At 39.4% G+C, this 22,083-nt stretch carries 18 protein-coding genes; 8 read left to right on the forward strand and 10 right to left on the reverse strand.

All coding sequences use genetic code 11. From position 1 onward, the window contains the following. Positions 1 to 12: 12 nt before the first annotated feature. The 3 genes from Q4567_RS13815 to nlpI form a co-directional block, all read right to left on the reverse strand. The gene (locus Q4567_RS13815) at positions 13 to 1,695 is read right to left on the reverse strand and encodes an EAL domain-containing protein (RefSeq protein ID WP_303500787.1); all 1,683 of its coding nucleotides are present in this window, start codon (positions 1,693 to 1,695) and stop codon (positions 13 to 15) included. Between the two features lie 95 nt (positions 1,696 to 1,790). Beyond that, the gene (locus tag Q4567_RS13820) at positions 1,791 to 3,224 is read right to left on the reverse strand and encodes a hypothetical protein (protein ID WP_303500788.1); all 1,434 of its coding nucleotides are present in this window, start codon (positions 3,222 to 3,224) and stop codon (positions 1,791 to 1,793) included. A gap of 17 nt (positions 3,225 to 3,241) precedes the next feature. After that, the gene (gene nlpI / locus Q4567_RS13825; protein WP_303500789.1) at positions 3,242 to 4,135 is read right to left on the reverse strand and encodes a lipoprotein NlpI; all 894 of its coding nucleotides are present in this window, start codon (positions 4,133 to 4,135) and stop codon (positions 3,242 to 3,244) included. A 276-nt stretch (positions 4,136 to 4,411) separates the two neighbouring features. On the opposite strand from nlpI, the gene cdd reads away from it, so the two are divergent. The 4 genes from cdd to Q4567_RS13845 all read left to right on the forward strand — a co-directional run bounded on the left by cdd (position 4,412) and on the right by Q4567_RS13845 (position 7,803). Next, complete coding sequence (cdd, locus tag Q4567_RS13830; protein WP_216048522.1) at positions 4,412 to 4,804, forward strand: cytidine deaminase; 393 nt, start codon at positions 4,412 to 4,414, stop codon at positions 4,802 to 4,804. 102 nt (positions 4,805 to 4,906) lie between these two features. Further along, positions 4,907 to 6,166 carry an adenylate/guanylate cyclase domain-containing protein gene (locus tag Q4567_RS13835; protein ID WP_303500790.1) on the forward strand — a complete coding sequence of 420 codons (1,260 nt, stop codon included), beginning with the start codon at positions 4,907 to 4,909 and terminating at the stop codon, positions 6,164 to 6,166. A 5-nt stretch (positions 6,167 to 6,171) separates the two neighbouring features. Further along, complete coding sequence (locus Q4567_RS13840; RefSeq protein ID WP_303500791.1) at positions 6,172 to 7,323, forward strand: cupin domain-containing protein; 1,152 nt, start codon at positions 6,172 to 6,174, stop codon at positions 7,321 to 7,323. A 21-nt stretch (positions 7,324 to 7,344) separates the two neighbouring features. Continuing rightward, entirely contained in the window at positions 7,345 to 7,803 is a 459-nt protein-coding gene (locus tag Q4567_RS13845) for a GNAT family N-acetyltransferase (protein ID WP_303500792.1), read from the forward strand. Positions 7,804 to 7,852: 49 nt separating this feature from the next. Here Q4567_RS13845 and Q4567_RS13850 read toward each other — a convergent pair whose 3' ends face one another. The 3 genes from Q4567_RS13850 to Q4567_RS13860 form a co-directional block, all read right to left on the reverse strand. Beyond that, on the reverse strand, positions 7,853 to 8,281 hold the full coding sequence (locus Q4567_RS13850) for a DUF4826 family protein (RefSeq protein WP_216048518.1): 429 nt from the start codon (positions 8,279 to 8,281) through the stop codon (positions 7,853 to 7,855). Positions 8,282 to 8,299: 18 nt separating this feature from the next. Beyond that, positions 8,300 to 11,353 (reverse strand): FAD-binding and (Fe-S)-binding domain-containing protein, encoded by a 3,054-nt coding sequence (locus Q4567_RS13855; protein WP_303500818.1) that lies wholly within the window; start codon positions 11,351 to 11,353, stop codon positions 8,300 to 8,302. 153 nt (positions 11,354 to 11,506) lie between these two features. Beyond that, the gene (locus Q4567_RS13860; RefSeq protein WP_303500793.1) at positions 11,507 to 12,334 is read right to left on the reverse strand and encodes a hypothetical protein; all 828 of its coding nucleotides are present in this window, start codon (positions 12,332 to 12,334) and stop codon (positions 11,507 to 11,509) included. Between the two features lie 70 nt (positions 12,335 to 12,404). On the opposite strand from Q4567_RS13860, the gene Q4567_RS13865 reads away from it, so the two are divergent. Beyond that, positions 12,405 to 13,343, forward strand: coding sequence for a fatty acid desaturase family protein (locus Q4567_RS13865; RefSeq protein ID WP_303500794.1), 939 nt, complete (start codon positions 12,405 to 12,407; stop codon positions 13,341 to 13,343). A gap of 171 nt (positions 13,344 to 13,514) precedes the next feature. Continuing rightward, complete coding sequence (locus tag Q4567_RS13870) at positions 13,515 to 13,733, forward strand: tellurium resistance protein TerC (protein ID WP_216048515.1); 219 nt, start codon at positions 13,515 to 13,517, stop codon at positions 13,731 to 13,733. An 89-nt stretch (positions 13,734 to 13,822) separates the two neighbouring features. On the opposite strand, the gene ppsA is transcribed toward Q4567_RS13870, so the two are convergent. Beyond that, positions 13,823 to 16,195, reverse strand: a complete 2,373-nt coding sequence (gene ppsA, locus Q4567_RS13875) for a phosphoenolpyruvate synthase (RefSeq protein ID WP_216048514.1) — start codon at positions 16,193 to 16,195, stop codon at positions 13,823 to 13,825. A gap of 212 nt (positions 16,196 to 16,407) precedes the next feature. Here ppsA and Q4567_RS13880 point away from each other — a divergent pair, with 212 nt between their 5' ends. After that, positions 16,408 to 17,220, forward strand: coding sequence for a pyruvate, water dikinase regulatory protein (locus tag Q4567_RS13880; RefSeq protein WP_216048513.1), 813 nt, complete (start codon positions 16,408 to 16,410; stop codon positions 17,218 to 17,220). 11 nt (positions 17,221 to 17,231) lie between these two features. Next, positions 17,232 to 17,915, forward strand: coding sequence for a DUF2461 domain-containing protein (locus Q4567_RS13885; RefSeq protein ID WP_216048512.1), 684 nt, complete (start codon positions 17,232 to 17,234; stop codon positions 17,913 to 17,915). A gap of 92 nt (positions 17,916 to 18,007) precedes the next feature. On the opposite strand, the gene Q4567_RS13890 is transcribed toward Q4567_RS13885, so the two are convergent. The 3 genes from Q4567_RS13890 to ylqF form a co-directional block, all read right to left on the reverse strand. Beyond that, complete coding sequence (locus Q4567_RS13890; protein ID WP_303500795.1) at positions 18,008 to 19,228, reverse strand: EAL and HDOD domain-containing protein; 1,221 nt, start codon at positions 19,226 to 19,228, stop codon at positions 18,008 to 18,010. Positions 19,229 to 19,456: 228 nt separating this feature from the next. Further along, on the reverse strand, positions 19,457 to 20,851 hold the full coding sequence (locus Q4567_RS13895) for a diguanylate cyclase (RefSeq protein WP_303500796.1): 1,395 nt from the start codon (positions 20,849 to 20,851) through the stop codon (positions 19,457 to 19,459). Between the two features lie 135 nt (positions 20,852 to 20,986). Next, positions 20,987 to 21,979, reverse strand: coding sequence for a ribosome biogenesis GTPase YlqF (ylqF, locus tag Q4567_RS13900; RefSeq protein ID WP_303500797.1), 993 nt, complete (start codon positions 21,977 to 21,979; stop codon positions 20,987 to 20,989). Between the last annotated feature and the right edge of the window lie 104 nt (positions 21,980 to 22,083).

Here is a 22,083-nt window from a genome sequence, read left to right on the forward strand (position 1 = left end):
TCTGTGAACAGGTTATTTAGTAAGTGATGGTTTTGACTTGATAAAGGCTTCAAAATCATTGCTGCTAAGGGGCTCACTAAAAAAGTATCCCTGCATAATAAAACACTTATTTTGCTCTAAAAATTCAGATTGTAAGGCCGTTTCAACGCCCTCGGCAACCACTGATATCCCAAGGGTTTCAGCGAGTTGTATAATCGCTTTAACAATAATTTTATCGTGTGGATTATTATCTAAATTGCGTACAAAAGATCGATCAATCTTGAGAGTATCTACGGGAAGTTGTTGCAGATAACGTAACGAAGAATATCCCGTCCCAAAATCATCTAAGGTAATACTGAAGCCTGATGTTTTAATCCGCTTCAAATGCTCCAACAAATCAGTTTCACTTTCCTGCAAGGTACTTTCGGTTACTTCAATACGAATGGCATCAGATGGCACCTTATATTTTGCAATTAACTGGTCAATTAAATCGAAGGTGTTATGTTGATAAAATTGCTTATTTGAAATATTGATTGACAGCGGAATGCGTTCATTCAAGGACAGTGTCCAATCATCAATTTGTTCGAAGGCTTGGGTTAAAACTTGATTAAAAACATCTTTTATCAAGCCCTTCTTTTCGGCAACATCTATAAACTCCACAGCAGCCAAAACACCCCGTTTAGGATGCTTCCAACGTGCTAAGCACTCAACTCCCACCACCCTATTACTGCGCAGATCGATGACAGGTTGGAAATAAGGTACAAATTGATCATCAATAAGTCCTTGTTGTAATTCTTGCTCAACAACACGAATATCATTTAACTCTTGATTTAACGCGTCACTGAAGAATTGGTAGCGATTGCCACCATCGTGTTTGGCTCGGTACATGGCCGCATCAGCATGCTGGAGCAGAGACTCTGCGGTTAGTGCGTTATCGGGATAAATGCTTATGCCTATACTGCAACCTACTTCCATTACATTCGCACCGCTTTTTACCGGCTTCTTAATTTCTCGAATCAGTTTGTCGCTTACCTTAGAGACTGTCTCTGAGTCTTTTATATTACTCATAATAATTGCAAATTCATCGCCCCCCATACGGGCAATCAAGTCGCTTTTGCGTAATGATTTTTGCAACCTTTCGGCAACCGCACACAGTACTTCGTCACCCGCATCGTGCCCCATGCTGTCATTCACTTTTTTGAATTTATCCAAATCAAGGAACAACACCGCAAAACGTTTGTTTAAGCGTTGCGACTGACTAATTTCATGATCAAATAACTGGCTAAATAAATATCGATTAGCCAGCCCTGTTAAGCTATCTCGATAGGCCAAAGTAGTGAGATTTTCATCTAGTGAGGCATTAATCGATTTATTGCTTAATCTGGCGAGAAAACAAACGAAGCGACCTTCATCAACAATAGATTGAAGATGCAAACGACATGACACAAGATGGTTTGATTTATTGGCAATGACAACTTCAACGGTGCAAGACTGATCTATGGCCGTGTTTAGTAGACTTTGCCAATCGTTAGACTGTGATTTGTGCAATAGAAAAACTTGCGCTAATGAATCTTGAGTTGTAACCATTGTATCTGCGTCTATGAGCTCTGCAAACGCCTGATTGATAAACAATATATTTCCAGTGTCATCAACCAAGCCAGTCGCATCCGGCAAATATTGGTAGGCTTGACTCAGTTGCTTTATGTCAATTGGCATAGTTTAAACATCTCACTTATTGTAATCTTTTTCATTATAGTTAAGCATTTCAACTAATCTCACTCAGCTGCCGTGTTTTTTAGAGCCATAGCGACTTACGAGCGGTATTTATTATATTTATGCCACCAGTATCCAGCTTGCTTGTGATTTCCGTTAGACTCAAACCACTGCGCAAAATTGACGTATATAGGGGTTAAACTTAATTTATCATTTAGCGAGTCTTTCCAGATGTTTAAGTACACTTTGGGGATCACGCCAATATCATGGTGCTCCATAAAGGTCGTTTGTTGAACCGGTTTATAGGCATTGGAATTGACTTGTTCGCAAGTTGATGTTTTGGTTAATACTAAGTCTTCGTAATCAGTTTGGTAACGAGCAAACTCAGTGTTTGAAAGTGCCGGTTTATTTTCTGCATAAACCAAATTGGGAGCTTGAGTCGAGGTGCAAAGTTTGTTCGCCATCTGTGCATCAACTTCATATTCATCAACAAATCCCGCAAAGTGCGCAAGTTCATGTAAAAACACCCTATAGTCGTCTTGTTTATCAAGAAACATGACACCATTGTGCACATTTGCAATACCTGAGTCAGCAACGACAATAGCGTGAGTAAAATCAGTTAGGCTGGCCAGTTCAGAGACTGCCTGCAGTGAACATGTTAGCCTTTTATCTGCAGCATTACTGCAAGCTAACGCTTCTGGGGATAACCATACAGGTGGATTGAAACAGATAGGAAAAGAAGCAAAACGTGGATCGCCTTGGAAGCGGTGCGACAACTCAGCGATTTGTTCTATAGCCAATAAGGATCCAGCTATGAATTGAATATCGATGGCGCATCGGGGTTGCTCTGTCCTATTATCTAAAAACGTCGTTACAGGTTTGCGCCAACGAGTGTGCTCAATATCAGCTGCTAAGGTAGCAGTTTGGTATTTAACCTCGTTCACTGGGTTATCGGCTTGTTTATTCAGCCACTCAATACTGACCTCAGGACTTTGTTGTAACCAAAGGAAATCAGCATAAGCTGAGGTTAAATCAATGTCTATTTCTGCCGCTTGAGCAAACCAAAGGTTATCTTGATCAGCAGTGCCTTTTTTATTTAATAAATAATACAAAGACACTATCGCTTTTTTATGACCAGAGTAAGCCGCATTTTCGAGCAGACGTTCTTTGGCAGAGCTGCTAGCTGTTAATAATGCCAATTGAAATTGACTCTCAGAGTGCCCAAGTTGAGCTGCTTGCGATAAATAGTGTTTTTTTGTAGCCACCTCAGACGTGTTGTTAGCCAAGAAGAAAAGAGAATCCACGGAGCCAATTTCGGCACTTTTGCTTACCCAATACATGTGATTATGCTGTATCGCGGTGCTTGAAAGCTGTCGTAATGCGGCCTGATGATTTTGTTGTGCCGCCAAATACAGTAAATTGTAATGCTCGGGTTTACGTATGCCGATATCAAATAAGAAGCTCGGAGATAATGCACTATCAGCCCGCAATAAGGGGAAAAAAAAGACGAATAGCAGCAAACGTAAAATCATTTAATTACACATAGATCTTAACTTTTTAAATCTTCAGACGCCTGTTTACGCAACATATCTATTTCGATTCGTGCATATCGGTGTTCAACGTAATCATAAATGTTAGTGCTTAAAACCATTTTGAAATAATTTAACGCCAAACCACGTTCACCTAGGCTTTCATAAAATTTACCCATGTAAAAATAAACTTCACACATGCGTTGATTAAGTTCTACCGTCGTTTTAGGCCCTAAAACAAATCCATTCAACAGGGTACTACGGCTAACCTTACCTAAGTAAAAATCAACAATAATTGTTCCCCAGTTGTCATCAGAAAGATTTTCACGATGCTTTTTTAATTCCGTCAGCGCAGCCTCATAATTTATTTCTTTGTGGGCCAAAAAGAGCCACAAAGCAGAGAACGGATTTTCTTTATCTTTATTATAGAAACGAATGAGATCCTGCATAGCCAGTTCATTTCGCTGCCCATAATAAAGTGCAATGCCCCTATTTAATAACGCAAAATCTAACTCTGGATTGATATCCAAAGCAGAATCAAAGGATTCATAAGCTTCATTAAACTCCATCTGTTGGGTGAAATGAATACCAAGAGAGTTGTATGCTTCTGCCATATCAGGCTTTAATTGCTTAGCCCGACCAAAATCGTATTGAGCCAACCCCGCTAAACCTACACTGTCGTAATGTGTTCCACGTAAAAAGAGCAGTTCAGCTCTTTCTTCATTGCTTAAAGATGTTTGCGTCAGTATTTGGTTGTATCTAGCGATGGCCAGCTGCGACCTAAAATTCAGTGGTTGCGGTTCTGGAATTAAAATACTTTCGACTTTTGAATGCAGTGCAGAGCCCGAGTTAATACTGCAGCCAGCAAGGCCTGAGGTTACTAGAAATAATGACAGTAAAAGGTGTTTATTCATATTGATGACTATGGCACTTGAAAGTTGGACAATAAACTAACGGAAATTAAATCAATTCGGATTTAAAGGTTAAGAAAATAACACTCAAAAGAACAAGATAAGACTCGCTTATTTAGACACGAAAGTAAAGCTTAGCCCAGCACAAATACGATAATTCAAGGTAAATTTAGCGGTTTACAAAATTCATTAAGATAAGCCAATTTAGATAAATACTTGTCAAGCACAGGCATTTTGTCGCAAACTGTTTGGCCATTTTCAAAATGAAAGATAAAATTGTTGGAAAATAATACTAAAAAACTAATCCAAGCTGCCAAACAAGCACAGCAAAATTCCTATTCTCCTTACTCAAATTTTAAAGTCGGGTCAGCCATTTTAGCGGACAACGGTAAAGTCTATGCTGGATGCAATATTGAAAATGCAGCCTACCCTTTAGGGCAATGTGCCGAGGCCGGTGCAATCGCAGCGATGATTTTAGATGGTGGTAAAAAAATCGTTAAGATATTAGTCGCTAGTCCAAATGAAAAAATCTGTCCTCCCTGTGGCGGTTGCAGACAAAAAATTAAAGAATTTGCTGATCAAGATACTGAAATTTTGATGTATGACACCAGCGATAATGTCAAAACAGTAGATATCAGTACATTGTTGCCTTTCGCGTTCGAACTGGACTAATAAACTTAAAATCAGTTGAAAACTAGACTTGGACAGCATGGGAAAAATCTGTGTTTATTGCTAGATTTAGAGATATATTTCTAACCATGGCAAGGATTGCCAATGCTAAAATTACTTTATCGGAAAATTGCATTTCTGGGGATCAATGAAAAGGATTTAGATAACCTCAGCCACATAAAAATAGTAAACACGATTTCATTAATGGTGTTGATATTTTTAGTCTTGCAATTGCCTTTTATTGCTCGATTTTGGCAATATGGCGGCTTTCCAGTTCTAATCCTATGTGTGTTACACATCGCTATATTCATCCAGATCTTACGTTTCAACTGGCGTCATCACTTTGTCTCTGCCAGAGCACTTTTGATGTTTGGTTTTGTATCCTACATTGGTATATCAAGTGTAATTTGGAATATTAATCTACAATTCCACTTTCTGTTTATAATCGGTTTGTTTGTTAGTCCATTTTTATACCGCGATTGGGAAAAACGCCAATATATTCCCAACTTGGTGATTTATGTCGTTTGTTTTTGCGGTATTGAAGCGTTCTGGCAATTTCCTCGTCAGACTTTTCAGGCAAACGAATTAGAAAAGTTTTGGCTGACAATGGGCACTTGTCTATTAATCTCTGCCGCAGCCATAACCTCTAGCTTATTGATTTATCAAAATTCCCGTACAGCTCATCTGAGAATGAGTCGAGATAAAGCCCGCATATCACATTTGTTACAGAAAACCTTACCTAAGCCGTTGATTAAAAACCTACTAACAAACTTCACGACTCCGGCTCCATCCATGCAAATAGAGCAGCATTTTTGTTCAGTGTTATTTGCCGATATTCAGGGGTACACCCAACATTGTAACAGTACAAATGAGCAAGAAATCATGCAGTTACTGAATTCATTTTATTGCGAATTTGATTTAATCAGTAGACAAAATCAACTCCAAAAAATTAAAACCAATGGCGATCAATATATGGCGGTATGCGGAATTTACGAAAAGCGATTAAACCCAGCATTGCAGACATGTCTAGCAGCAAGGACTATGTTGGAAAGCTTTAATAATCTGTGTAATCACTTAAAATTAAATTTACAGATTAGAATCGGCATAGCCAGCGGACCACTTACAGCGGGATGTGTTGGATTAGATAATATGCTTTTTGATGTGTGGGGAGAAACGGTTAATTTAGCCTCTCGCTTAGAAAGTCATGGCCAAGCAAGCAAAGTACTAGTTTGTCAAAACACCTATTTACATTCTCGAGAGCAAATTAAATTTGAGAGTGTAGACAAGCTATACCTAAAAGGACTTGGTACACTTACCGCTTATTTTATAAGTGAGTCTCAATACGCACAGCAAAGGAAAAGTTAACGTTAATGTACAAATTAAACATTCCCAATAAACAACATTTTCTGACCGAATATTGGCAGAAAAAACCGCTTGTCATTCGTAAGGCTTTTTCTGACTTTGTTGATCCTCTAGACGAACATGAACTGGCAGGCCTTGCTCAAGAAGAGGAAGTAGATTCTCGTATCATTTCTAAAAAACAGGGAAAATGGTCCAACTCCCCTGGCCCATTTTCAGACTTTACCCCTTATTGCATAGGTGATTGGTCTTTGTTAGTGCAGTCTGTCGACCACTATATACCTGAGGCAAAAATGTTGTTAGATAGTTTTGACTTCATTCCTAATTGGCGGGTCGATGATCTAATGGTCAGTTATTCAGAAGCCAATGGAGGTGTTGGCCCTCATGTTGATCAATATGACGTATTTATTATACAAGGACGCGGCTCTAGAAGATGGCAAGTTGGCGCAAATAAGCACCATGACTCCATACAACCCGCTAAAAACTTAAAACAAATAACCGGCTTTGACCCCATTATTGATGAAGTGCTTGAACCAGGTGACCTAATTTATATCCCTCCCGGCTTTCCACATAATGGCGTAGCAATAACATCCTGTTTAAATTATTCAGTAGGCTTTCGTGCGCCGACACAAAGAGAATTGCTTGACGGTTTTGTCGATTATGCCCAAGCCAAGAATTTATTTAACCTTCGCTATAGCGATCCAGACTTAACCTTAAGAGATTCGCGTTTTGAAATTAAGCCGTCAGAAATTGAAAAACTAAAAAATATGTTTAACCAAATGATCAATTCTGTACATTTTGATGATTTTATCGCTACCTACTTCACCGAAACCAAAGATGTAGATATGTATGAGGCTGATTTAACAGAAAATTATTCACTTAATGAAATTGTTAATTTACTCGACTCAGGAGTAAGCTTTGAGCGCAAACTGGACACCAAAATAATCCAGCAGAAAGTAAGATTAAACAATAAATATCAAATGGTTACATGGATAAATCAACACAGAATTAACGTTGAATCTGAACATGAAAGTATGCTTTTTAAAATGCTCAATTCCAGCGTTTTAGATAAACAAACGAAAATTAATTACGCTGACGGCTTAATTTTTAACCAAATCTTGGCTAAACTCGTTAATGCAGGGGGGTGGTTCCCTGATATTTAAGATACTTTAAGGAGCGCTTTAGTGACGTTGACGGTACAAAACGTTGACTGGGAAAAAGCAAAACATACGCTTAGTAGGTTAAGAGAAAAGGTATTTGTTTACGAGTGGCGCATTCCTCGAGAATGCGAATTTGATCAGCAAGATGTGCATGCAACCCATGTACTTATGCTAGACAATGAAAAACAAGAAATCGCGACAGGCAGATTAACCACCAGAGGGGAAATTGGCCGCGTAGCAGTTGTTCCAAAATTTCGTGGACCTGAAGTCTACCGCACACTGTTTGCTGCACTACTAGAGAATGCACATCGTCTAGGTTTGCAACAAGTATACGTTCAGTGTGATTTGGAAGGTGTAGAATATTATCAAAACCAGGGATTCAACCCAGTCGGTCCAGTCTATATGGACGCAGGAATAGCCAGACAAAAAATGGCATGTTCCACAGCAGAATTTTCACTCAACAGAGTGGATTTGACACATTAAAACAGCACCTAAGGTGCTGTTTTATTTTGCATAGCTTTTGATTGAAAATCTATGCTTTGCCGCCCTTGATTTCTTTCCACAAATCTTCTTGATTATACAAAGCATACAAGCCTTCCGCTCGGGTAACTAACATCTCTGCAAACTGTTTTTGGGTTTTATCAATATTTCCGCTTTCTTCAATATCTTGTGCTTTCAATTGCCATTGAAAAGAAAATCGACGAAGCACATCTCTCGCGTTTTTTTCACTTTCATATGGCATAAAATCACAAGGTAGATCGCCACTGATTACCCAATAAAATTTCTTATCTAGTGCTTTGATTTTCCAAACTGCTACATAAGGTGCTAGGTAACGACATTCTTCGGTCACCACCGAATCAAAAATAACACCATTTTCTGCTAAATGTTTATTGGCTCGCTGAAACTGCGAACGCACCCACTGAGTCATTTGCTCCTGACTCATGGCCTGAGGTTGTGTCATAACTATCCTTATCGATTATTATTTCTGTAATACTGCTAACAGAGCCTGTACTGGATGCTTAGGCTTGAAACCTTCGTATCTGTTCACCTGAGTACGGCATGAATATCCTGTTGCCAAAAGCGTTTGCTGAGGAACCGAATCTACAGCTTGCTTCCAGCTTAAATCATAAATTCCTTTTGATTCTTGTTGATGAATTAACTCATGACCAAAAGAGCCTGCCATCCCACAGCACCCAGTGGCAATCGATGTTAACTCTAAACCGAACCAAGAGAATATTGTGCGCCATTGCTCATCGTTACCGGCAATACTGGTTTTTTCGGTACAGTGAGAAATGAGCTTAAATTCAAGACCATCAGGGTTACGAACTTGCATTCTTTCTAGTAGCTCTCTTTCTAAAGACTGACTACCAAGCCATTCGTTCACTAGTTGAACCTGAAAATTACCGCGCTGGTTGCCTAGAATACGACGATATTCATCTCGATAACATAGTACTAAAGAACCATCGATACCGATCATAGGTAAATTCAGTTCGGAAACCTGATTTAAAAAGTCTGCTGTGTTTTGCGCTGTTTTAGCAAATTTAGCTAAAAAGCCTTTCACATGCTGAGGTTTTCCATTCGGCTTAAACGGCAAAATAACAGGATTAAAATGCAGTTTTTGCAATAATTGAATCAACTCTTCCACCACTTCAGCTTCATAATAGCTAGTGAAAGGGTCTTGTACTATCAACACTGTTTTTAATTTTTGTTCCTCATCTAATGCGGATAGAGCCTGTAAATCGAAGGGCATGATTTGATTTTTTTCAAGTCGCTTATCCAGCGAAGGCTCAGACAATAATGGCGCATCAACGTAACCTATATATCGTTTGATTGCTTCTTTGAGCAAAGGTTGACGCTGGAAAAAGTTAATCATTGCAGGCGCTTTTGCCATCCATGGAGCCATAGATTCAATGTTCGCAGTTAACACATCTTTAGCCGGCCGCAAGTAGCGCTGATAATACATCGCTAAAAATCGTGAACGGAAAGACGGCACATCAACATTCACCGGACATTGGCTGGCACAGGCTTTACAGGCTAGACAACCTTCCATCACCTCTAATACTTCGTGTGAAAAGTCGGTGTTTTTCGATTTGTAGCGAGTATTTTGTAGACGTTCAAACCAAGATGGCGTTTCTTCGCCTTTTTCTAATTCAATCACGTTAACGTTATTTTGACTAAGCAAGCGTAACCATTCTCTGATCATGCCTGCGCGACCTTTAGGCGTATGACGGCGATCACGAGTGATTTTACTGGAAGGACACATGGTTGATTTGGTGTCGTAGTTATAACAAAGCGCATTGCCATTACAGCTCATTGCCACCTCAAACGAGTCGCGAACCGCAATAGGTATTTGGCTGTCTAAGTCTCCCCTTTTCAAATCGGAGACTTTAACCAGTTCTTCAGTGGAATCGATAGGCGTGCAAATTTTCCCCGGATTCATCTTATTCAAGGGATCAAATACACTTTTAATTTTACGTAACTCTAGAAAAAGCTCTTCACCAAAAAATTCAGGGCCATATTCACTGCGGTACCCCTTACCATGCTCGCCCCACATCAAACCGCCATATTTAGAGACTAAAGCGACTACTTCATCAGAAATTTCTTGCATGATTTGCTGTTGATTAGGATCGCACATATCAAGGGCTGGCCGCACATGCAGTACACCCGCATCAACATGACCAAACATGCCATAAGCAAGTCCTTTGCTATCTAAGAGAGCTCTGAACTCCATAATAAAATCAGCTAAATTTTCCGGTGGTACCGCTGTATCTTCAGTGAATGGAATGGGTTTTTTCCAGCCATCCGCTTTCCCCAACAAACCGACAGACTTTTTACGCATTGCATAAATGCGATTAATATCGGCCACATCATAGGTTAATTGATAACCAATTATGCCGTCTAATCCATGTTTTTGAGCATTGTCTAAGGTTTCACTAAGCTGCGCTATTTTAGCTTCTATTTCGGCTTTATCTTCGCTGTTGTACTCGACCATATTTAATCCGAGCACTTCTTTGCCGGGCACATCTTGAATAAGATCTTTAACAGAGTGCCAAACAATATCTTGTTTCGCCAAGTTGAGTACTTTGCTATCGACCGTTTCCACCGAAGTCGCATTTGCGGCAACCATATGAGGAGCATGACGCAAAGCCGATTCAAATGAATCGTATTTGATATTAACCAAGGCTTTGCATTTAGCAATAGGGGTAATATTCAGTTTTGCCTCAGCCACAAAGACTAAGGATCCCTCAGAGCCGGTTATAACACGGCTGATATCCAACTGAGCTAAATCATCGGATACAGTGTGTTCAAGATCGTATCCCGTCAAAAAGCGATTCATTCGCGGAAATTTAGCCAGAATTTGCTGACGTTTATCAACGCAAGTAGCAATTAATTGTGATGTGATACTCGTTAAACGGCTCGGTTGAGCTGGGTCGTTTTTGACATTTTCTATTGCCGTTGGTGCCGTTTCTAAAACCGTACCATCAACCAGTACCGATGTTAGCCCAAGCACATGATCACTGGTTTTCCCATATACTAAAGATCCCTGCCCTGATGCATCAGTGCTAATCATCCCGCCAATAGTGGCGCGGTTACTAGTGGACAAATCAGGCGCAAAGAAAAAGCCCAGGGGACGGAGCGCATCATTTAACTGATCTTTCACTACCCCAGCTTGCACCCTAACCCAACTTTGCTGCGCATTGATTTCAAGTATCTGATTCATGTGCCGAGAAACATCGACAATAATGCCACTTGTGAGAGACTGACCATTAGTACCAGTGCCGCCTCCCCTAGCGCTAAATTTGACGCCATCGTATTGGTTTGAAGTTTTACCAATCAGGGTCAGATCGGCTGTCGTTTTAGGGAACACAACAGCTTGAGGTAATTTTTGATAAATAGAGTTATCAGTGGCAACAGCCAGACGGCTAGCGTAACTGTATTCAATATCACCAGTAAAGCCAGAAGACTTTAAATCTTCCAAATACATTTGATAGTGATTTTCTAAAGCGGATTGAGGATCAATACTCGGTAACATTGTCACTGTTTTAAACGTCCAAATAAGATGGGCATATTATAGCGTTATGCCTAGTTCTTTACCTACATTCATTGAATATAATTTATATGCTAAATTTATCATAGCCATTCAACTATCTATTTGATTTCTATGGCACTAAAAATTCTAACGGTTTCACTCTTGGATCATTACGTTTAACCATAATGGCGTAATTTTCTGATAGTATTCAACAGTTTGCTCGAAAAGCCTAGTTCGTGCTGGCAAGTCAATTAAATCTTCCGGTAACCAAGGATCTTTGGATAAGTATTCGACAACTAAACGCCCTATAGCAAAGCTACGAATGAGAATATCTTTATCTGATAACGTTTCCAACAATTCACTTTCACTGAAAATCAATTCGTAAGCTTTATGATAAAACTGATTTAATTTATCCAACGGCCAACTTTGCGTGAATAAACCAATAGATGCTTCATCGATATCGGTCAAACAGCAGGTTAAAAATTGAGGCTCCTCAACAACCGAATGAAAGTGAAAAAGTGTTTCTTCTCTTAAATCTATTAGGTTATTAGGTCTCAACCACCCCAAGGTTGGAAAGGATTTAAAACCAAGCAAATCAGCTTTATTGTTTAACCGCCGCATTATCGTTGGGCTAAACTTATGCTGCAGTTGATTCACCAACAGCCATTCACCATCCCAATTCGCGCTGCGCTGCTGCATATCTAACCAGAATCGAGGCAGTACAAAAGGTTTTCGACTTTTTGCCAGTGAATATTTACCGTTTTCGCGGATTAACTTACCTTGTTTAGTTTGTCGAGATAAGGCCATACGCAAGGATGCTTCACTTATCTCTAGCTTATCGGCAATCACCAGCAATTGTTTTGCCGATAGGCTTGTAAGCTCAGATATTTGAAATCCCTTGATGGCACTTAATAATTCTAAAACTTTTTTATCTGCGCTGTCTGCAGCGAGTCGTTCAATAGCAACTTGATAATTTAACTTCATAACAAATAATTTGCAACATCCCTATTTTTTGTTATACCTATAAAAGGTCTCTCTACTTGGATTTAAGACTTTGCTAAAACTATCAGATTATATTTCTTCTGACGAATTGAAAGCCCTATGCCAAACTTCTGATTTGGTGGGATGGTATCGTGTTTTTATAAACTATGCATTGATTTCCATTGCAATAATAGTTTTGCTGAGCTTTCCATATTGGTACACATTTATTTGTTGCAGTTGGATTATCGGAGGGCGAATTTTGGGTATCGCTATCCTTAATCACGACGCTGGACATAACACTTTATTTCGCACTCCCAGCCTTAACCACTACGTCGGCCGTTGGCTACTTGGTGGTTTAGTACTGGTTGATTATCAAGCCTTTAAAAACGGTCATGCACAACACCATCGTTATGCAGGCACAGGTAAAGATCCAGACAAAATATTTGTTGCAAACTATCCTGCAACGCCCGCCAGTATGGCCCGTAAGCTTCTCCGAGATTTTAGCGGAGTGAACGGATTCAAAGAAATTATCTACCAGATTAAAGTATCTACTTGGCAAAAACGCTTACCCAACATCGTTGTTCATGGGATTTTCATCGCTAGTTTGATATTTTTTGACGTACTATGGACATACGCTGCGTTTTGGGTAGGTTACCTATTCATATATCCTGCTCTGAGCAGAATTAGGATCATCGGCGAACACGGCGCAGTTACCGATATAGACGCATTAGATCCACGCTTAAACACCCGTACCACATTGGCAAATCCAATTGTCGCTTTATTAATTTGTCCGAATGATGTGAATTATCACTTGGAACATCATATCCATCAAAAAATACCAGCACAAAATTTGAAAAAGGCCCATCAGTTATTCAAACAAAAAGGCATGTACGACGGTTTCGATTGTGTAGCAAACAATTATTGGCAAGTGATGAAAAAGTGCATTTCAAAACGCCATGGCAAATCCAAAAATATTCATCATGCGCCGTCATCTGTGAGCAATATGAGCTAGAACCTATGAGTTGGAAATAATTCAACACAACTTGTTACAAGCCGAAACACATTTAAATCGAATTAAACACTACACTGTGATCCTAATCTGTGGTTTTTTACGCACAACAGAAATGCAGCGGGTTATGCCATAACTCAATAACGTCAGTAGCAACGGATAAAAGAGAAGCATATGAAAAAGGCAATTCGAATTACGATAGGCGCAGTGCTATCCGCTGTGGGGATTGTTTTCGCGATCTTACCAGGTTCAATTCTATTTTTGATCAGCGGGTTAATGCTCTTGAGTTACGACATACCACTGGCTCGGAAATGCTTGCAAAAATGTCAAAACTCTATGAGTGTCACTGCTCGACGATTAGACAGATACCTGCTTAACCGAAAGTATCGTTAGATAACTAAGCGCAATTTAAATACAAAAAAAGGCAGGATGAACCTGCCTTTGTTGTTTTAACTATAAATTAGTTTAATGACGATAAACTATTACGCGTGTTTTTCGCCTAGGTATAACCAAGTTTCAACTACGGTATCAGGATTCAAAGAAACACTATCGATTCCTTGTTCCACCAACCAAGCTGCAAGGTCTTCATGGTCTGAAGGACCTTGGCCACAAATACCCACGTATTTACCACGTTTTTTGGCCGCTTTGATTGCCATACTCAATAGAATTTTCACCGCTTCATCCCGTTCGTCGAACAAATGCGCAATTACGCCAGAGTCACGATCCAATCCAAGGGTTAATTGAGTTAAGTCATTCGAACCAATTGAGAATCCATCAAAGATGTCTAAGAATTGATCGGCAAGCAATGCATTTGAAGGTAATTCACACATCATAATCACGCGTAAACCATTTTCACCTTGCACCAAACCTTGTTCAGCTAATAACTCGATTACTTTTTTACCTTCACCTACAGTGCGAACAAATGGGATCATCACTTCCACATTGGTCAGTCCCATGGTGTTACGAACGCGCTTAATTGCTTCACACTCTAGCGCGAAACAATCGCGGAACTCTTCAGAGATGTAACGGCTTGCACCGCGGAAACCAAGCATTGGGTTTTCTTCATCAGGTTCATACTGATAACCGCCGACCAAGTTGAAGTACTCATTTGATTTAAAATCTGACATACGCACGATAACTTTCTCAGGAGAGAAAGCTGCGGCAATGGTAGACACACCTTCAACCAATTTTTGAATATAAAACTCTACTGGCGATTCATAACCGGCCATCATTTCCGAAATTTCTTCTTTCAACTCTTCTGGCTGGTTATCAAAGTCCAAAAGGGCTTTTGGATGCACACCAATCATGCGGTTGATAATGAACTCTAGACGAGCTAGGCCAACCCCTTTGTGAGGTAATCTAGCGAAATCAAAAGCTCTGTCTGGATTACCCACATTCATCATAACTTTGAGTGGAATATCAGGCATTGAATCGATTCGAGATGTCACTACATCAAATTCAAGTTCAGCATCATAAACATAACCCGTATCACCTTCGGCGCAAGATACTGTAATTTTATCGCCAGTTTCGATTGAGTCAGTTGCATTTCCGCAACCTACAACAGCTGGTATACCTAATTCACGGGCGATGATAGCCGCATGACAAGTTCTGCCACCGCGATTCGTTACGATTGCTGAGGCCTTTTTCATAATCGGCTCCCAATCGGGATCCGTCATATCTGTTACTAGTACATCGCCTGGCTGAATTTTACCCATTTCATCAATTGAACTAAGTACTTTGGCTTCACCTGCACCAATTTTATGACCGATTGCACGACCTTCGGTGACAATTTTCGCTTTACCTTTCAATTGGAAGTTTTCAATAACTTGAATGTCTTCTCGCGAACGCACTGTTTCAGGACGGGCTTGAACGATATACAGTTTACCGTCAGTACCATCTTTAGCCCATTCGATGTCCATAGGACGCTTATAGTGCTTTTCAATAATTTGCGCTTGTTTGGCCAATTCCATTACTTCTTGGTCAGTAATAGAAAATTCTAAACTTTGAGATTTGTCGACATCCACAATTTCGACTTGTTTACCATGGGCCAAATCTGGAGAGTAGATCATTTTGATTAATTTGCTGCCCATGTTGCGACGGACAATAGCTGGCAAGCCTTTGTCTAGGGTAGGCTTGTGTACGTAAAACTCATCAGGGTTTACAGCACCTTGAACAACCATTTCACCCAAACCATAAGAAGAAGTAATAAATACCACGTCTTCAAAACCTGATTCAGTATCGATGGTGAACATAACACCAGAAGAACTCACGTCACTTCTAACCATCCGCTGTATCCCAGCAGACAATGCAACGCCCTTGTGGTCATAACCTTGGTGAACACGATAAGAAATAGCTCGGTCATTAAACAATGATGCAAAAACATGCTTAATGGCTACAAGCACAGAGTCATAACCTTTTACATTCAAAAAAGTCTCTTGCTGACCAGCAAAAGAAGCATCTGGCATATCTTCAGCAGTGGCTGAAGAACGCACAGCAAATGAAGCTTCATCACCAGCGTCACCCTGTAGCTTTTCAAATGCGGTTTTAATTTCTTCTTCAAGTTTTGGCAAAAACGGGGTTTCAATCACCCAGTTACGAATATTTTCACCGGCTTTAGCTAGTGCTTCAACATCGTCAACATCTAAACTATTCAGCACGTCATGGATACGCTCTTCGAGTCCACTTTGTTCTAAAAATTCGTTAAATGCGTATGCGGTTGTAGCAAAGCCCCCCGGAACTTGAACACCTGCATTAGACAGGTTTGAAATCATTTCACCCAATGATGCGTTTTTACCGCCAACGCGATTAACATCATTCATTCCCAACTGCTCATACCAAAGTACATATTCTTGCACTGCTAACACCTCAAAGTTTTTTTGTCCTGGGCCCGATTGCTAAGGCGCAAACGAAATAAGTTTTAATGCAATAAAGTTGTCAGAATGGTGCTTATGAATTTATTTTGTTCACCTTCTGGCTTTTTGCGTCAGGGATTTTAGAATGGTGTAAAGAAGAAAGTAAAATTTAATTTTTTTCTGTAATAAAATTACAACATTGTTAAGGAATTGTAGTGAGATCAGCTTTTTACATATCTGATGGCACAGCCATTACTGCGGAAGTGTTTGGGCATGCATTGCTGTCACTTTTTACCGTCGAATTTAAACATTACACAGAACCATTCGTAGAAACTGAACAACAAGCCCAAAAAGTCTTAAATAAAATTTCAGAGGAATTTAAAGAGACTGGTTTGCGTCCTTTAGTATTTTATACCATCGTGAATACCGAAGTTAGAAAAATGGTCGCTAAGTCAGTAGGCATTAATTATAACTTTCTTGACCAATTTGTTGCGCCTCTGGAAAAAGCATTAGGCGTCCCTTCGATGCCGGAAAAACATCGTACCCACAGCATCCATGAAAAAACTTACGACAACAGAATTGATGCGGTTAATTATGCCCTTGCAAATGATGACGGTTCTAATGTTAAAGACTATAACGAAGCGGATATTATTTTGTGTGGTGTATCTCGTTCGGGTAAAACTCCAACCAGTTTATATTTAGCTCTGCAATTTGGTATTAAAGCAGCAAATTACCCTTTCACTGAAGAAGATATGGGCGATATTTTAAAACTCCCCCCAGCACTAAGGCGCTTTAAAGATAAGCTATTTGGATTAACCATTGCACCGGAAAGATTGCATTCAATACGCTCTGAAAGAAGGGCCAATAGCCGTTATGCGTCAATGAAGCAGTGTCGAATGGAATTGAGAGAAGTTGAAAATCTATATCGTAAAGAAAAAATCCCATTTTTGAACAGCACCAAGTTTTCCATAGAAGAGATGTCAGCTAAAATTTTAGCTGAAACAGGTATTCAAAGACGCAAATATTAGGAAGTTATCGTATGTTTACCCATTTCGACCCAAGCTTGATGACTTTCCTGAGGCAGTTGGCTAATAACAATGATAAAAATTGGTTTGCAGATCATAAACAAGAGTATGAAGATAAGGTTCGCACCCCTACCCTAGAATTTATTGAGGGTATGGACACTTGGATTAAAATGATTTCTCCCCATTACGAAGCCATCCCAAAAAAAGTAGGTGGCTCTATGATGCGGCCCTACCGAGATGTGCGCTTTTCCAAAGACAAATCTCCATACAAAACCAACGTTGGGATTCAGTTCCGCCATGAAATTGGCAAAAACGTCCACGCCCCAGGTTTCTACCTGCATATCGAGCCGGACAATGTATTTTTAGGGGTCGGAACTTGGCGTCCAGAACCTGACGCATTGAAATCAATTCGTGACTATATTGCTCTCAAACCTGATTCATACGAAGACGCGATACAACACGCACCGTTTACCGAAATTTATGCCCTCTCAGGTGAGAAATTAAAACGACCACCTAAAGGATTTAATGCTGATCACAAATTAATCGAAGAAATTAAGCGCAAAGACTTTATCGCAATATGTCCGCTTGCCGAAGATTTCTTATTTGCTGGTAATCTATGTGAAGAAGTCGCTAGACGCTATGGCAGAGCCCAGCCTTTTCAAAAGTTTTTATGTGATGCACTGGCTTTGCGATTTTAACGATTTGACTTCAGACTGTAAGTCGCCTTTTCAAAAACTAGTGAGTTTTCAGGGCTCAGTAGTGATTTTAACTAAAGTTGAGTAACAAAAACTTAATCAATATAGGTCATCACTTCGTCAGTCCATTTCAGTGCTTGTGAATAGCACTTTTTAAATAATTCGAGTTCCTGTTTCGACAGGCGTTCGAATACCTGATCGTCTAAGCGTTCAATACCTATGGTATTTTTCAGTAACTTCCCAAGATCATTATCATGGGATAACAATGCTGATTTAATAGATTCACTGAGGGTTAAACTATCTAGAATATCTTTAATCTCAACCTGAAAAACAGCATCAATGCCAGATAACAATCCCACCAGAAAACTCTCTGAAGAATCGGTTTTTACACCACCTGTGATTGGGCTATCAGAAAATAACGCCAAGGTTTTAGCTCTGATTAATAAGGTTCTAAATAACTCTGAAGGTTGTGACGACTCTGATGCAAGAGTTAAGATCATGGCCCACTGTTTGACCACGTTTAAGCCAAGCCTAACAACCGCATCTTTAACCGACTTAACCTCTCTAACCAATTGATAAATTGGACAATTTATAAGAGCTAATATTTTTACAGTGAGTACAGGATCGCGCGATATCAACTCCGCAACTTCTGCAGCTTCAATATCTGTCCGACTTAACTGGGAAACCAATTGCAATGCTGAATTTTTGTTGGCATCAATTTTTTGACCGGTAATTATTGACGGTTTTTCCAAAAAATAACCTTGGAATAAGTCGAAACCCAATTCCATGCATTCATCAAAACTTGCTTGGTCTTCAACTTTTTCTGCCAATAACTGAAAACCAATTTTTTTTAATTTCGGAAAAACAGCTTTTAATTTATTGAAATTAATATCAAGGATATCAATTTTTAATATTTTAATATGTTTGAAAAAAGGAAATTTAGAGGGTTCAAGAATGTAGTCATCTAAAGCAAATTCGTAACCAAGACGCCTTAATTCAGCGATTCTTTTTAACACTTTTTCACTAGGTTCAACGGTTTCTAATATTTCAAAAATAAGATTATGAGGTGGTAGAGGGAAAAAATAATCTGAGTCTAAAAAATCCATATCAACGTTAACTAACATGGGAAGATCTAGGTTTACATTACTATTGAAAACTGAAGTGCAAACATTAACTAGCAGGTCGCGTGTGGCGATCAGATTTTTGGCATCACTATCAGAGTTGAATATATCTCCTCGATAAAGAATCTCACTGGCGACCATTTTACAATTTCTATCAAAAATAGGTTGTCTAGCAAATAAAATAGTCTCTTCCACAGGCTTCCTAAAAATACAACAAGTGTATAATTTAATAATAATCTTTTAACTCTGAATTATAAACAGATGTGTAACATTTTTATATTCCACTTTAAGCTAATACGCGCATTTAAGGGTTGGCACTCACAGGTAAATATTTTTAGCGTCAACATTTTACTTTTTTAAAGATGGCTTTTTAAAGGTGACTTATTTTTAGGTAAAGGGAGCGGGAGCAAAATATGTCACTTATCATCTATGTTCGAAGGTGATTTTAACTTGATTCTTGCCCTCTCCTTTTGATTGATAAAGTGTGACGTCGGCATCTTTTAAACCTTTTTCTAAATCGAGTTCTTCCGAGGGCATAGACACTTGCACCCCCATACTCACAGTTACCGATATCTGCGTGGTAGCGTTAATATCTATTTTAAGGTTACGAATTCCGTCCAACAGGCGGTCCGCCAAACTAGTTGCATCATCGGCTTCTTTAATTGCTGCAACAAAGGCGAACTCTTCTCCTCCGTATCGACAAAAAGCGTCATCTACTCGAAAGAAACCATTTAAGAATTTAGCGATATCTACTAGGACAATATCACCAGCATCATGACCAAAGCTATCATTAAACACCTTAAAATCATCAATATCTAATAAACCAAAAGCAACCAACACCCCTCGCCTGTTACACGACTTAATTAACCGGTGGGCATGATCAATAAAAAAACGTCGATTGGGGATATTGGTTAAAGGATCGTAGTAGGCTATTTTTTCTAGTTTAGCGTTGGCTTGACGAAGCTCTTTGGTTCTTTCATCAATTAAGTTTTCTAGTTCCGTCTTCAACTTTTTGAATTCATTGTTTTTGTTTTTTAATTGCTCGAGATAAAATTTACGTTCTGAAATGTCACGCTCTATGGCAGCAAAATGCGTTACTTCATCATATTTATTTTTGAGAGGAATGATGTTCATATCAACCCAGTAGGGTCTGCCATTGGCATCATAGTTTAATAAGGTTTCACTGACTTCCTGACAATTTTTCAGCGCACGATGAATACGATTAGTAGTTTCTGTATCTGTTAAAGGGCCTTGTAAAATTCTCGGCGTTTCACCAATTACACTGTCCTTACTGTAACCGGTCATTTTCTCGAAGGCTTTATTGACGTAAATAATTTTGGGACTAAGTGGGTAGTTAATATCTGTCGCGTCTGTAACGATTACCATGTCTTGGGTGTTTTCAACAATGGCTTTAAAGGAAAACAATTGTTTAGAATCTGAAATATCAGTAAAGGTCACCACAATAAAGGCTTCTGGGCTGCCAGGTTCCCCTTCAAAATAGGCGTTAATAAAAAACCAACTAATAGTATCCACAGAGCTGTCTAACACACCAAGCACCTCGTTTTTGAGGCGTTCACGGGTTCGTTTTACTTTATTGACAGGATAATCTTCAATCAGCAGTTTTTTGCCTGACTCATCTAAAAATCGCCACTGAGGATCGATGGAACTTTTACCGATTATTTGTTTATAGCTCAATCTTAATAAACGTAATGACGTTGGGTTTGCGTATATAATGGAAGTATCCCAGCGATGGATAACGACGCCAATGTGGGCGTTTTCGAGAAGCTTCTTGGTATTTAGCTCAATAAAGTCAGTCATCAAGATCATCTACAAAATGAATACTTATTAAGTATAGAGCAATAACCCGTTCCGTCTAATTACTTGGAAACATCAATTTAGCGATAGTTTTTTTACCTATACATTTAAATATTCAGTAAAATTAGGCTACCCATTTCAACGTTTACGTCGTTTATTTTTAGTTTTTCCCTCCATTTTTATGGCTTTAGCATCACGCTTATTTGGGGTTGCAGAACCGTCCTTGAAACGTTGTTTTTTGGCTTCTTTTTCAGCTATTTTTTGAGCTGCTAATTCCGCCACAAGTTTTTCTTCTTTAATCACCATATCTGGCGTTTCTAAGGTGATACGGCCTAATTTACCGGAACGAAGTTCATTAATCAGTAGTTCACAAATTTTATGTAAATTAACCCTCCCCCCTGCACGTAAGGCACCTCGTTTGCTTGCCGCAGCTTCTAAAAATTCAATTTCAGTTTCAGGTATGGATTCTAAAGCAAATCGCTCTTTCATTAACTCAGGATAGGCTTTAATCAGGTAATCCGCCGCATAAAATCCAACATCTTCGTAATCCATCGCCGTATCTTTAATCGCGCCAGACGCTGCCAAGCGATAACTACTGTTTTCATTTTCAATTTTGGGCCACAAAATACCTGGAGTATCAAATAACACAATGCCGCTGCCCAAATTAATCCGTTGCTGCGTTTTAGTAACCGCTGGAACATTCCCAGTTTGCGCAATAACTCTGTCAGCTAAGGTATTAATCAGTGTCGATTTCCCGACATTAGGAATACCCACAATCATGGTATTAATAGATTTAATGCCTGCGTCTTTTTCGGGTAACATTTTGCGACACAAATCAACTATTTGTTTAATTTTGGCCGGTTGTTCTGTGGTAGTGGGAAAGGTTTTAACGCCTTTTTCTTGCTCTAAATAATCTTGCCATTTAAGGGTGAGTTCAGGATCAGCCAAATCTGTTTTACTCAGCACTTTGATGCAAGGTTTATCACCTCTTAAGTATTTAATCGCAGGATTTTCACTGGAATATGGTATCCGTGCATCTAGCACTTCGATGACCAGATCCACGCTAGGTAGCACATCTTTTATCTCTTTTTGGGCCTTATGCATGTGCCCGGGATACCACTGAATCGCCATTTTAAAATTCTTTTTTAGTTACTTAATTAGTTATGATTTCCACTATTACCGAACGATAGTGGGCCCATGGGCGTTTAGCCATGAATGACGTGCTTGAGCGCAAC

The sequence above is a fragment of the Aliiglaciecola sp. 2_MG-2023 genome (assembly GCF_030548145.1).
Classification (GTDB): domain Bacteria; phylum Pseudomonadota; class Gammaproteobacteria; order Enterobacterales; family Alteromonadaceae; genus Aliiglaciecola; species Aliiglaciecola lipolytica_A.

Bases quoted from the DNA above. Each gene is read 5' to 3' on its own strand.
- nlpI (WP_303500789.1), bottom strand. From the start codon at position 4,135: ATGAATAAACACCTTTTACTGTCATTATTTCTAGTAACCTCAGGCCTT.
- Q4567_RS13850 (WP_216048518.1), bottom strand. From the start codon at position 8,281: ATGACACAACCTCAGGCCATGAGTCAGGAGCAAATGACTCAGTGGGTG.
- Q4567_RS13820 (WP_303500788.1), bottom strand. From the start codon at position 3,224: ATGATTTTACGTTTGCTGCTATTCGTCTTTTTTTTCCCCTTATTGCGG.
- Q4567_RS13815 (WP_303500787.1), bottom strand. From the start codon at position 1,695: ATGCCAATTGACATAAAGCAACTGAGTCAAGCCTACCAATATTTGCCG.
- Q4567_RS13870 (WP_216048515.1), top strand. From the start codon at position 13,515: ATGAAAAAGGCAATTCGAATTACGATAGGCGCAGTGCTATCCGCTGTG.
- Q4567_RS13895 (WP_303500796.1), bottom strand. From the start codon at position 20,851: ATGACTGACTTTATTGAGCTAAATACCAAGAAGCTTCTCGAAAACGCC.
- ylqF (WP_303500797.1), bottom strand. From the start codon at position 21,979: ATGGCGATTCAGTGGTATCCCGGGCACATGCATAAGGCCCAAAAAGAG.
- Q4567_RS13885 (WP_216048512.1), top strand. From the start codon at position 17,232: ATGTTTACCCATTTCGACCCAAGCTTGATGACTTTCCTGAGGCAGTTG.
- Q4567_RS13855 (WP_303500818.1), bottom strand. From the start codon at position 11,353: ATGTTACCGAGTATTGATCCTCAATCCGCTTTAGAAAATCACTATCAA.
- Q4567_RS13835 (WP_303500790.1), top strand. From the start codon at position 4,907: ATGCTAAAATTACTTTATCGGAAAATTGCATTTCTGGGGATCAATGAA.
- Q4567_RS13840 (WP_303500791.1), top strand. From the start codon at position 6,172: ATGTACAAATTAAACATTCCCAATAAACAACATTTTCTGACCGAATAT.
- Q4567_RS13860 (WP_303500793.1), bottom strand. From the start codon at position 12,334: ATGAAGTTAAATTATCAAGTTGCTATTGAACGACTCGCTGCAGACAGC.